Annotated in this window: 10 protein-coding genes; 8 read left to right on the plus strand and 2 right to left on the minus strand. The window is 70.9% G+C overall.

What is annotated here, in order from left to right; translation table 11 throughout:
* Window position 1 precedes the first annotated feature (1 nt).
* The 3 genes from secF (at window position 2) to OG403_RS31345 (ending at window position 4,340) form a co-directional block, all read left to right on the plus strand.
* Complete coding sequence (gene secF, locus OG403_RS31335) at window positions 2–1,153, plus strand: protein translocase subunit SecF (protein ID WP_329570344.1); 1,152 nt, start codon at window positions 2–4, stop codon at window positions 1,151–1,153.
* A gap of 16 nt (window positions 1,154–1,169) precedes the next feature.
* On the plus strand, window positions 1,170–1,721 hold the full coding sequence (locus OG403_RS31340) for an adenine phosphoribosyltransferase (protein ID WP_329570346.1): 552 nt from the start codon (window positions 1,170–1,172) through the stop codon (window positions 1,719–1,721).
* 138 nt (window positions 1,722–1,859) lie between these two features.
* Window positions 1,860–4,340, plus strand: coding sequence for a RelA/SpoT family protein (locus OG403_RS31345; protein ID WP_442911018.1), 2,481 nt, complete (start codon window positions 1,860–1,862; stop codon window positions 4,338–4,340).
* Between the two features lie 69 nt (window positions 4,341–4,409).
* On the opposite strand, the gene OG403_RS31350 is transcribed toward OG403_RS31345, so the two are convergent.
* A complete protein-coding gene (locus OG403_RS31350) occupies window positions 4,410–5,639 on the minus strand; it encodes a DUF349 domain-containing protein (protein ID WP_329570350.1) in 1,230 nt (409 codons plus the stop codon).
* A 259-nt stretch (window positions 5,640–5,898) separates the two neighbouring features.
* The gene (locus OG403_RS31355; protein WP_329570352.1) at window positions 5,899–6,726 is read right to left on the minus strand and encodes a peptidylprolyl isomerase; all 828 of its coding nucleotides are present in this window, start codon (window positions 6,724–6,726) and stop codon (window positions 5,899–5,901) included.
* Between the two features lie 215 nt (window positions 6,727–6,941).
* Here OG403_RS31355 and OG403_RS31360 point away from each other — a divergent pair, with 215 nt between their 5' ends.
* From OG403_RS31360 to ppk2, 5 genes are all read left to right on the plus strand, one after another.
* Window positions 6,942–7,661, plus strand: coding sequence for an MBL fold metallo-hydrolase (locus OG403_RS31360; RefSeq protein ID WP_329570354.1), 720 nt, complete (start codon window positions 6,942–6,944; stop codon window positions 7,659–7,661).
* An 11-nt stretch (window positions 7,662–7,672) separates the two neighbouring features.
* Complete coding sequence (gene hisS / locus OG403_RS31365) at window positions 7,673–8,935, plus strand: histidine--tRNA ligase (RefSeq protein ID WP_329570356.1); 1,263 nt, start codon at window positions 7,673–7,675, stop codon at window positions 8,933–8,935.
* Window positions 8,932–10,722 (plus strand): aspartate--tRNA ligase, encoded by a 1,791-nt coding sequence (gene aspS, locus OG403_RS31370; protein ID WP_329570358.1) that lies wholly within the window; start codon window positions 8,932–8,934, stop codon window positions 10,720–10,722. Before hisS ends, aspS begins: the two co-directional genes overlap by 4 nt.
* Before the next feature lie 90 nt (window positions 10,723–10,812).
* Window positions 10,813–11,319, plus strand: a complete 507-nt coding sequence (locus OG403_RS31375) for a GNAT family N-acetyltransferase (protein WP_329570360.1) — start codon at window positions 10,813–10,815, stop codon at window positions 11,317–11,319.
* 116 nt (window positions 11,320–11,435) lie between these two features.
* Window positions 11,436–12,278, plus strand: coding sequence for a polyphosphate kinase 2 (ppk2, locus tag OG403_RS31380; RefSeq protein ID WP_329570362.1), 843 nt, complete (start codon window positions 11,436–11,438; stop codon window positions 12,276–12,278).
* The last annotated feature ends 20 nt before the right edge of the window (window positions 12,279–12,298 follow it).

Consider the following 12,298-nt stretch of genomic DNA (forward strand, 5'->3'; position numbering starts at 1 on the left):
CGTGTCACGCTTCAGCAACATCGGCCACCGCCTCTACCAGGGCGAGGTCAGCTTCGACTTCGTCGGTCGGCGCAAGATCTGGTACAGCATCTCCGCGGCCATCGCCGCGGCGGCGCTGATCGGTCTGACCGTGATCGGTCTGCACCTGAGCATCGACTTCAAGGGCGGCTCGGTCTACACGATCAAGAAGCCCGGGCTGACGATCAGTCAGGCGCAGGACTCGATCGACAAGATCGTCGGCGACTCGACCCCGCAGGTGCAGGCCACCGGTGACGGCCAGATCCGGATCCAGGTCAGCTCCAACGACAAGCTGCAGTCCAGCGAGGTCGTCACCAAGCTGGCCGGCGACCTCGGCATCGGCGACCCGAGCGCGATCAACGCCCAGGTGGTGGGCCCGAGCTGGGGTCAGCAGATCTCCCAGAAGGCCCTGACCGGTCTGATCGTCTTCATGGTTCTGGTCACCGTCTACCTGGCGATCGCCTTCGAGTGGCGGATGGCGCTGGCGGCCCTGGTCGCCCTGATCCACGACCTGCTGATCACCATCGGTGTCTACGCCCTGGTCGGCTTCGAGGTCTCCCCGGGTACCGTGATCGGCTTCCTGACCATCCTCGGTTACTCGCTCTACGACACGGTCGTCGTCTTCGACACCGTGAAGGAGAACACCAAGGGGCTCGAGAAGCAGAACCGCCTCACGTACAGCGAGGCGGCCAACGCGGGTCTCAACCAGACCCTGGTCCGCTCGATCAACACCACCGTGGTGGCCCTGCTGCCGGTGGCGGCGCTGCTCTTCATCGGTGGCGGCATCCTCGGTGCCGGCACCCTGAACGACATCTCGCTCGCGCTCTTCGTCGGCCTCTCGGCCGGTGCGTACTCCTCGATCTGCGTCGCCACCCCGCTGCTCGCGCAGCTCAAGGAGCAGAGCCCGGAGATGCGCGCGCTGGCCAAGCGGGTCGCCCAGCGCAAGGCGGCGGACGCCAAGGCGGCCGCGGCCAAGGCGGCCGCGGCCAAGGCGGCGGCCGGCGAGAGCGACGAGCTGGTGGCCGACGAGATGTCGGACGCCGTCGAGGACGGCATCGCGGCCGGTATGGTCGGTCAGCGTACCCAGCCGGTCGGCCGGGCCCGTGGCAAGGGCCGCCCGTCCGGCAAGCGATGACCGAAGGACGCTCTCTGTGACCACCGCTGACACCGCCCTGACCGAGCTGCTCAACAGCCGGATCAAGGACGTGCCCGACTACCCGAAGCCGGGGGTGCTGTTCAAGGACATTGCCCCGCTGCTGGCCGACGCCGAGGCGTTCGGCGTCCTCACCAGGGCGCTGGCCGACCGGGCGACGGCGCTGGGCGCGACCAAGGTGGTGGGTCTGGAGGCCCGGGGCTTCGTGCTGGCGGCCCCGGCGGCCTTCGCCGCCGGGCTCGGCTTCGTGCCGATCCGCAAGAAGGGCAAGCTGCCCGGCGAGGTGTTCGAGCAGTCCTACGACCTGGAGTACGGCTCCGCCACCCTGGAGGTGCAGTGCGACGCCTTCGCCCCTGGTGAGCGGGTGCTGGTGGTCGACGACGTGCTGGCCACCGGCGGCACCATCGCCGCCTCGCTGGACCTGGTCAAGCGCACCGGGGCCGAGCTGGTCGGCGTGGTCGTCCTGATGGAGCTGGGCTTCCTGCCCGGCCGCGAGCGGCTCGCCGAGCACCTGGGCGGGGCGCCGCTGGAGACCCTGGTCATGGTCTGACCGGAGGGCGAACCGAGAACGAACCGAGAGCGGTGATCGCGGATGCGATCACCGCTCTCGGCATGTCAGGCACCGGGCGGCGGAACACCGGCGGGTCACGCTCGGTACGATGAAGGTTCATCCGGTGCGTACCGAGGAGTGTCTTTGCCAGACGAGGTAGTCCCCACGGCGGCCGCTTCCAGCAGCCAGCCGGCCGGCGACCAGCCGGCGGGCCAATCGCCCGCGCCCGCAGGGGCCACCCCGGCGCGTCCGGCGACGCCGCCCGTCTCCGGGCTGGCCCGCGCGGTGGCGCCCGCGCTGCGTCAGGCCTCCTCCTCCGGCGGTATGCGTGCCCGGCTGGCCCGGTTCGGCGGCCAGCGCGGCACGGTGCTCAACCCCGTCCTGGAACCGCTCTTCCGGACCATCAGGGCCGGCGACCCGAAGGCCGACCCGGCGCTGCTGCGCGACATCGAGCGGGCGTACGCGGTCGCCGAGCGTTGGCACCGCGGGCAGAAGCGCAAGAGCGGCGACCCGTACATCACCCATCCGCTGGCGGTCGCCACCATCCTCGCCGAGCTCGGCATGGACGCCCCGACCCTGATGGCCGGGCTGCTGCACGACACCGTCGAGGACACCGACTACGGCCTGGAGACGCTGCGCCAGGACTTCGGCGACTCGGTCGCGCTGCTGGTGGACGGCGTCACCAAGCTGGACAAGGTCAAGTTCGGCGAGGCCGCGCAAGCGGAAACGGTTCGCAAGATGGTGGTCGCGATGGCCAAGGACCCCCGGGTCCTGGTGATCAAGCTCGCCGACCGGCTGCACAACATGCGCACCATGCGCTACCTCAAGCGGGAGAAGCAGGAGAAGAAGGCCCGCGAGACGCTGGAGATCTACGCCCCGCTGGCGCACCGGCTGGGCATGAACACCATCAAGTGGGAGCTGGAGGACCTGGCCTTCGCCATCCTCTACCCCAAGATGTACGACGAGATCGTCCGGCTGGTGGCCGAGCGCGCGCCCAAGCGGGACGAGTACCTGGCCACCGTGATCGACCAGGTCCAGGGCGACCTGCGCGGGGCCCGGATCTCGGCCTCGGTGACCGGTCGGCCGAAGCACTACTACTCGGTCTACCAGAAGATGATCGTCCGCGGCCGCGACTTCGCCGAGATCTACGACCTGGTGGGCATCCGGGTCCTGGTCGACACCGTCCGCGACTGCTACGCGGCGCTCGGCACCATCCACGCGCGGTGGAACCCGGTCCCCGGCCGGTTCAAGGACTACATCGCGATGCCCAAGTTCAACATGTACCAGTCGCTGCACACCACGGTGATCGGCCCCGGCGGCAAGCCGGTCGAGCTGCAGATCCGTACCTTCGACATGCACCGGCGGGCCGAGTACGGCATCGCCGCGCACTGGAAGTACAAGCAGCGCGCGGTGGCCGGTGCCTCCAAGGTGCGCACCGACACGCCCTCCCAGGCCCGCAAGGAGGACAAGGCCGGCGCGGTCAACGAGATGGCCTGGCTGCGCCAGCTCCTCGACTGGCAGAAGGAGACCGAGGACCCGAGCGAGTTCCTCGAGTCGCTGCGCTTCGACCTGTCCAACAACGAGGTCTTCGTCTTCACCCCCAAGGGCGACGTGATAGCGCTGCCCGCCGGGGCCACCCCGGTGGACTTCGCCTTCGCCGTGCACACCGAGGTCGGTTTCCGCTGCATAGGGGCCCGGGTCAACGGGCGCCTGGTGCCGCTGGAGTCGACCCTGGAGAACGGCGACACGGTCGAGGTCTTCACCTCCAAGGCCGAGGGCGCCGGACCGTCCCGGGACTGGCTCGGCTTCGTCAAGTCGCCCCGGGCCCGCAACAAGATCAAGGCCTGGTTCTCCAAGGAGCGCCGCGAGGAGGCGATCGAGCAGGGCAAGGAGGCCATCGCCCGCGCGATGCGCAAGCAGGGCCTGCCGATCCAGCGGATCCTGACCGGCGACTCGCTGGTCACCCTGGCGCACGAGATGCGCTACCCGGACATCTCCTCGCTCTACGCCGCGATCGGCGAGGGTCACGTCTCGGCGCAGTCCATCGTGCAGAAGCTGGTCCAGGCGCTGGGCGGCGAGGAGGGGGCCACCGAGGAGTTCGCCGAGACCGCCACGGTCCCGACCCACGACAACCGCGCCGCGCGCCGCCGCCGGGCCAAGGGCGACCCCGGGGTGATCGTCAAGGGCGTGGACGACGTCTGGGTCAAGCTCTCGCGCTGCTGCACCCCCGTGCCGGGCGACCCGATCGTCGGCTTCATCACCCGCGGCAACGGCGTCTCGGTGCACCGGGCGGACTGCGTCAACGTGGACTCGCTGACCCAGCAGCCCGAGCGGATGATCGAGGTCGAGTGGGCGCCGACCCAGTCCTCGGTCTTCCTGGTGGCCATCCAGGTCGAGGCGCTGGACCGCTCCCGGCTGCTCTCGGACGTCACCCGGGTGCTCTCCGACCAGCACGTCAACATCCTCTCGGCGGCCGTGCAGACCTCGCGCGACCGGGTGGCGATGAGCCGCTTCACCTTCGAGATGGGCGACCCCAAGCACCTGGGCCATGTGCTCAAGGCGGTGCGCGGGGTGGAGGGCGTGTACGACGTCTACCGGGTCACCTCGGCCCGCAAGTAACGCGGACAAGACGGGAAGGGCCCCCACCGAACGGTGGGGGCCCTTCCCGTCAGGACGACCGACGTCGTGTCAGCCGCTGAACTCCTCCAGGCTCTTGAGCGCCTGGTCGAGCAGCGCCTGACGGCCGGCCAGCTCGGCCTCCAGCTTCTTGGCCTTGGCCTCGTTGCCGGCCGCACGGGCCTTGTCCAGGTCGGCCTTCAGCTTGTCGACCGCGCCCTGGAGCAGACCGGTCATGCCGGCCGCACGGGCCTTGGCCTCCGGGTTGGAGCGCTGCCACTCGGCCTCCTCGGCCTCGCGGATCGCGCGTTCCACGGTGTTCAGCCGGCCGTCCAGCTTCGGCTTGGCGTCGCGCGGCACGTGGCCGATCGCCTCCCAGCGCTCGTTGACGTCGCGCAGCGCGGCCTTGGCGGCCTTGAGGTCGGTGATCGGCAGGATCGCCTCGGCCTCGACCAGCAGCGCCTCCTTGAGCTTCTGGTTCTCGCTCTGCTCGGCGTCCCGCTCGGTGAAGACCGCCGAACGGGCCTGGAAGAAGACGTCCTGGGCGCCGCGGAACCGCGCCCACAGCTCGTCCTCGGCGTCCCGCTGGGCCCGGCCCGCGGCCTTCCACTGCGCCATCAGGTCGCGGTAGCGGGCCGCGGTGTCGCCCCACTCGGTCGAGCTGGAGAGCGCCTCGGCCTCGGCGACCAGCCGCTCCTTGGCCGCCCGGGCGTGGTCGCGCTCGGCGTCCAGCTGGGCGAAGTGCGCCTTGCGGTGCTTGGAGAAGACCGACCGGGCGTGCGAGAAGCGGTGCCACAGCTCGTCGTCGCTCTTGCGGTCCAGCCGGGGCAGGCCCTTCCAGGTGTCCACCAGCGCGCGCAGCCGGTCCCCGGCCTCCCGCCACTGGGTGGACTCGGCGAGCTGCTCGGCCTCGGCGACCAGCGCCTCCTTGGCCGTGCGGGTCTCGTCGGCCGCCTTGGCCCGAGCCGCCTTGCGCTCCACCTGGCGCGACTCGATCTCCCCGGCCAGGGTGTCGAGCCGCTGGACGAGCGCGGCGAGGTCGCCGACCGCGTGCGCCTCGACCACCTGCGAGCGCAGGTGGTCCAGCGCGGTCTGGGCGTCCTTGGCGGCCAGGTCCGTCTTGCGCACCCGGTGCTCCAGCAGGCCGATCTCGGCCGCCAGCCCCTGGTACTTGCGCTCGAAGTAGGCGAGAGCCTCCTCGGGGGAGCCCGCCTGCCAGGAGCCGACGACGCGTTCGCCCTCGGCGGTCCTGACGTAGACGGTCCCCTGCTCGTCGACACGGCCCCACGGGTCGCTGCTCACAGCGCCTCCTCCACATGACGGTTCGCCCACGCCTCGGTGGTGCGGATCCGTCGTCCACAGTTGAATGTGCGGCGGACCGATGGTCCGCCGTCCCCGCCCGCCCGATCGGTTCGGCTGCCGAGGGTGACGGCGAGCGGGTCAGGGCACCCTATACAACAGCAACATAGGCGACCAGGCCCGGTGCTGTCCGCATCCGGGCCGGGCCAATTCGCGCGGCGGGGCCTGAGCGCCCGCCAGGCTCGGCCCGGCCCCGGGTGCCTCAGCCCTTGGCCGCGGTCACCGAGTTGAGCACTACATTGGCGTTCGGCGCACCGTCCCCGGTGCCGCCCTGGACACCGCCGGCGGCGATGTTGTTCAGCACGTCCATGCCACCGGTGATCTTGCCGAACGGGGTGTAGCTGGGCGGCAGCTGGGTGTCCTTGTAGACCAGGAAGAACTGGCTGCCGTTGGTGTTCGGACCGGAGTTGGCCATCGCCACGGTGCCGGCCGGGTAGGTGGCGCCGGTCAGGTTCTCGTCCGTGAACGAGTAGCCGGGGGTGCCGCTGCCGGTGCCGGTCGGGTCACCGCACTGCAGCACGTAGATCCCCGAAGTGGTCAGCCGGTGGCACTTGGTGTGGTCGAAGTAGTTCTGACCGGCCAGGAAGACAAAGGAGTTGACCGTGTGCGGGGCCTTCGAGGGGTCCAGCTGGAGGGTCACCGCGCCGCAGCTGGTGTTCAGCGTGACGTTGTACTTGGCGCTGGTGTCGATCGCCATGGCCGGCTCGGCCTTCCACTGCTTGCCGTTCGGCTGGCCGGCGGCGGGCGTGGTGCAGCCCTTGACGTCCACCGGGCTGGCGGGCGCGCTCGGTGCGCCGGTGCCGGCCGCGGGCTGGCTCGGTGCGGCGTTCGCCGTGTCGCTCTTCTTGCTGTCGGACTTGAAGACGCCGCCGGCCCAGGCGCCGCCGCCCGCCAGCACCACCACGGCCACCGCGGCGCCGAGCACGGCGTTGCGGCGCTTGGCCTTGGACGCGGCCTCGACCCGGGCCTTCTGCTGCCGCTCGTACTTCTCCCGGGCGAGCTGCCGCCGTCGCTGTTCGCTGCTGACCACCGGCCGTGTCTCCTCAATCGCAACTCTCGTGGACATGTGTCCGGCGGATCATCGCATCCACCGGCCGCCAAGTGTAGGGACCTCGTCTGTAAGTACGCGGTGAACCGGCCCGCCACCTCGGTATCGGGTTCGCTACGGCGGGCGTACCGCCGGTAGGCTGCACCCCAGACTTTCCGTGTTCAAGAGCGCTCGCCGACCAGCTGAGAAGGACTGCCGTGTTCATCGCCGGATTTCCCGCCGGAGCCTGGGGCACCAACTGCTACCTGATCGCCCCGGCAGCCGGTGAGGAGTGCGTGATCGTCGACCCGGGGATGGACGCCACCGAGGGGGTGGAGGCGATGATCCGCGAGCACCGGCTGAAGCCGGTCGCGGTGGTGCTCACCCACGGCCACATCGACCACGTGGCCTCGGTGATGCCGATCTGCGGCGCCAAGGGCGTGCCGGCCTGGATCCACCCGGACGACCGGTACATGCTGACCGACCCGGAGAAGGCGCTCGGCCGCTCGCTCGGCGCGCAGCTCCTGGGCGAGCTGACCATCGGCGAGCCGGACGACGTCCGGGAGCTGACCGACGGCTCGGTGCTGGAGCTGGCCGGCCTCAAGCTCACCGTCGACCACGCGCCCGGCCATACCAAGGGGTCGGTGACGTTCCGGACGCCCGCCACCGATGAGATCCCGCCGGTTCTCTTCTCGGGCGACCTGCTCTTCGCCGGCTCCATCGGGCGCACGGACCTGCCCGGCGGCGACCACAGCGCGATCATGCGCTCGCTGGCCCGGGTCTGCCTGCCCCTCGACGACGCCACCGTGGTGCTGTCCGGCCACGGCACCCAGACCACCATCGGCCGCGAGCGCGCCACCAACCCCTACCTCAAGCAAGCGGCGGGGGCAGCCCCGAGTGGCGACGACGCTCCCGCGGCCGTGCGACGAGGAATGTGACGGAAGACCAGTTGAGCACCTTCACCGCCCCCAAGGGCACCTACGACCTGCTGCCGCCCAGCTCCGCGACCTTCCTGGCGGTTCGTCAGGCGCTGTCCGCACCGCTGCGCCGGGCCGGCTACGGCTACATCGAGACGCCCGTCTTCGAGGACGTCAAGCTCTTCTCACGCGGTGTCGGTGAGTCCACCGACATCGTCACCAAGGAGATGTTCACCCTCACCAAGCGCGGCAAGGAGGACCTGGCGCTGCGCCCCGAGGGCACCGCCTCGGTGGTCCGCGCGGTGCTCGAGGGCAACCTGCACAAGCTCGGCAACCTGCCGGTCAAGGTCTGGTACTCGGGCTCGTTCTACCGCTACGAGCGCCCGCAGAAGGGCCGCTACCGCCAGTTCTCCCAGGTCGGCGCCGAGGCGCTGGGCGCCGAGGACCCGGCGCTGGACGCCGAGCTGATCATCCTGGCCGACGACGCGTTCCGCTCGCTGGGCCTGCGCGACTACCGGCTGCTGCTCAACAGCCTGGGCGACAAGCAGTGCCGCCCGGTCTACCGGGCCGCGCTGCAGGAGTTCCTGCTGGGCCTGGACCTGGACGAGGACACCCGGCGCCGGGCCGAGATCAACCCGCTGCGGGTGCTGGACGACAAGCGCGAGGCCGTGCAGGCCCAGCTGACCGACGCCCCGATGCTGCGCGACTACCTGTGCGAGGAGTGCAAGGCCTACGACGAGCAGGTCCGCGCGCTGCTGACCGCCGCCGGAGTGGCCTTCGTCGACGACCCCAAGCTGGTCCGCGGGCTGGACTACTACACCCGCACCACCTTCGAGTTCGTGCACAACGGCCTGGGCGCGCAGTCCGCGATCGGCGGCGGCGGGCGCTACGACGGGCTCTCCGAGATGCTCGGCGGCCCCGCGCTGCCCTCGGTCGGCTGGGGCCTGGGCGTGGACCGGATCTACCTCGCGCTGGAGTCCGAGGGCGTCGTCCTCGACGTGCCCGCGACCACCTCGGTCTACGCGGTCGCGCTCGGCGAGGAAGCCAAGAACGTGTTGTTCGCCAAGGTCACCGAGCTGCGCCGGGCCGGTGTCGCCACCGACCTCGCCTTCGGCGTCAAGGGCATCAAGAACGCGATGAAGTCCGCCGACCGCTCCGGGGCCCGCTTCGCCCTGGTCGCCGGTGACCGTGATCTCGCCGAGGGAGTGGTCCAGTTGAAGGACCTGACCACCGGCGAGCAGAACCCGGTCGCACTCGAAGCACTCGTCACCACCCTGAAGGAGAAGCAGCTGTGATCCGCACGCACGACGCGGGCACGCTCCGCGCGGAGCACGCCGGAGCGACCGTCACCCTGGCCGGCTGGGTCGCCCGCCGCCGCGACCACGGCGGGGTGGCCTTCATCGACCTGCGCGATGCCTCCGGCACCGTGCAGGTCGTGGTCCGCGACCTCGAGTCGGTGCACGGCCTGCGCGCCGAGTACTGCGTCAAGGTGGTCGGCGACGTCCGGGTCCGCCCCGAGGGCAACGAGAACGCGGAGATCCCGACCGGCGCGGTCGAGGTCGTGGTCAGCGAGATCGAGGTGCTCTCGGAGGCCGCGCCGCTGCCGTTCCAGGTCGCCGAGTACGAGCCGGGCACGGTCAACGAGGAGGTCCGGCTGCGCTACCGCTACCTGGACCTGCGCCGCGAGGGCCCGGCCCGCGCGCTGCGGCTGCGTTCCAAGGTCAGCAACATCATCCGGCGGGAGCTGGAGGCGGCCGACTTCCTCGACATCGAGACGCCGTACCTGACCCGCTCCACCCCCGAGGGCGCCCGCGACTTCCTGGTCCCGGTCCGCCTGCAGCCCGGTCACTGGTACGCGCTGCCGCAGTCGCCCCAGCTCTTCAAGCAGCTGCTGATGGTGGCCGGCATGGAGCGCTACTACCAGATCGCCCGCTGCTTCCGCGACGAGGACTTCCGCGCCGACCGGCAGCCGGAGTTCACCCAGCTGGACATCGAGGCCTCGTTCGTCGACCAGGAGGACATCCTGGCCCTCGGCGAGAAGATCATCGCCGCGGTCTGGCGCGAGGTGCACGGTTACGAGATCGCGAACCCGCTGCCGCGGATGACCTACGCGGACGCGATGAGCCGCTACGGCTCGGACAAGCCGGACGTCCGGTTCGGCCAGGAACTCACCGACCTGACCGAGTACTTCAAGGGCACCGAGTTCCGGGTCTTCCAGGCCCCGTACGTCGGCGCGGTGGTCATGCCCGGCGGCGCCTCGCAGCCGCGCAAGGCGCTGGACGGCTGGCAGGACTGGGCCAAGGCGCGCGGCGCCCGCGGCCTGGCCTACGTCGTCATCGACGCGGAGACCGGCGAGCTGCGCGGCCCGGTGGCCAAGAACCTGTCCGCCGAGCACTTGGCCGGCCTGGCCGCCGCGGCGGGCGCCAAGAACGGCGACGCGATCTTCTTCGCGGCCGGCAAGCGGACCCCCTCGCAGGAGCTGCTGGGCGCCGCCCGCCTGGAGATCGGCCGCCGCTGCGACCTGATCGACGAGTCCCAGTGGGCCTTCCTCTGGGTCGTGGACTTCCCGATGTTCGAGCCGATCGAGGACGACAAGGGCGAGTTCCAGGGCTGGCACGCGGTGCACCACCCGTTCACCGCGCCCACCGATGAGTCGCTGGCCACCTTCGACACCGACCCGGGCAGCGCCCTGTCGAACGCCTACGACCTGGTGCTCAACGGCTCGGAGCTGGGCGGCGGTTCGATCCGTATCCACCAGCGCGAGGTGCAGCAGCGGGCGTTCGACGCGATCGGGCTCTCGGCCGAGGAGGCCCAGTCGCAGTTCGGCTTCCTGCTCGACGCGTTCAACTACGGCCCGCCGCCGCACGGTGGCATCGCGCTGGGCCTGGACCGGGTGGTCACGCTGCTCGGCGGCTACGACACCATCCGCGACGTCATCGCCTTCCCGAAGACGTCCACCGGTGGCGACCCGCTGACCGGCGCGCCGACCCCGATCACCCCGGCGCAGCGCCGCGAGGCCGGCGTCGACGCCAAGCCCCGCCTGAAGGAAGAGGCCAAGTCGGAGTCCTCGCAGGAGTCCTGACGCTTCATCAGCAGTGACCTCCGGCCGGTGCGCACCCGCGTACCGGCCGGAGCGCGTCCATCACCCCCGCAGTCCACGAAGGAGTGGGCCATGAAACCGCGCGTCAGAGTCGAGGAACCAGGCGACGCCCCCGCGATCAGACGGGTGCACATGGCCGCCTTCCCCGGTCCGGAGGAAGCCGACCTGGTGGACGCGCTGCGCCGGGATCCGGCCTGGCTGCCGGACCTCTCGCTGGTCGCCGTCGACGGCCGCGGCCTGGTGGTGGCGCACGCCCTGCTCACCCGGCTGCGGATCGGTGCGGGCGACGGCCTGGCGCTGGCCCCGGTGGCGGTGGCGCCCGAGTGGCAGCGGCGCGGGGTCGGCGAGCGCGTGGTGCGCGCCGCCCTGGCGGCGGCCCGGCAGGCGGGGGAGCGGCTGGTGGTGGTGCTCGGCGATCCCGGCTACTACGGGCGGTTCGGCTTCGCGCCGGCCTCCCGGCACGGGGTGAGCGGGCCCTTCGAGGTGCCGGACGCGGTCTTCCAGGCGGCGCCGCTGCCCGCCTACGACGGCGAGCCGAAGGGCCACTGCGCCTACCCGGAGCCGTTCGCCGCGGTCTGAGGACTTCAGCTGCCTGGCGCAACCAGTTGCACCACCGCGGCACGTGCTCTGCGAAGATCGGCCGCCGGCCTTAACGTGAGGGGTCATCAGCACCGATCCCACCCGGAGGCGCCACCGTGACCGACGAGCCCGTCAAGCAGCCCCGCCTGGCCAAGGCGGTCTACGAGAAGGAACTGCTGCGGCTCCAGCAGGAGCTGGTGAAGCTGCAGGAGTGGGTGCGGGTCGAGCGCGTCCGGCTGGTGGTGGTCTTCGAGGGGCGGGACGCGGCGGGCAAGGGCGGCGCCATCAAGCGGGTGACCGAGTACCTCAATCCCCGGGTCGCCCGGATCGCCGCGCTGCCCGCGCCCACCGAGCGCCAGCGCGGGCAGTGGTACTTCCAGCGGTACGTGGAGCAGCTGCCGGCGGCGGGCGAGATCGTGCTGTTCGACCGCAGCTGGTACAACCGGGCCGGGGTCGAGAAGGTGATGGGCTTCTGCACCGACGAGGAGTACTGGCAGTTCCTGCACCAGTGCCCGACCTTCGAGCGGATGCTGATCGAGGCCGGCATCGTGCTGCGCAAGTACTGGTTCTCGGTCAGCGACACCGAGCAGGAGCGCCGCTTCCGGTCCCGGCTGGCCGACCCGATGCGGCGCTGGAAGCTCTCCCCGATGGACACCGAGTCGATCAGTCGCTGGGAGGACTACTCCCGGGCCAAGGACGAGATGTTCGTCTACACCGACCTCCCGGAGTCCCCGTGGAACGTGGTGGAGAGCGACGACAAGCGGCGGTCCCGGATCAACATGATCGCCCACCTGCTCTCCACGATCCCGTACGAGGACGTCACCAAGCCCCCGGTGGCGCTGCCCTCCCGGCCGGCGTCCAAGGGCTACGAGCGCCCGCCGCGCGATCTGCAGAAGTACGTGCCGGACCACGCGGCTCGGGTGGCGCAGGGCAAGGGCTCCAAGAAGGCGAAGAGCTGACCGTCAGGGCGTGAACCTGA

This window comes from Kitasatospora sp. NBC_01266 (assembly GCF_036242395.1).
In the GTDB taxonomy this organism is placed as follows: domain Bacteria; phylum Actinomycetota; class Actinomycetes; order Streptomycetales; family Streptomycetaceae; genus Kitasatospora.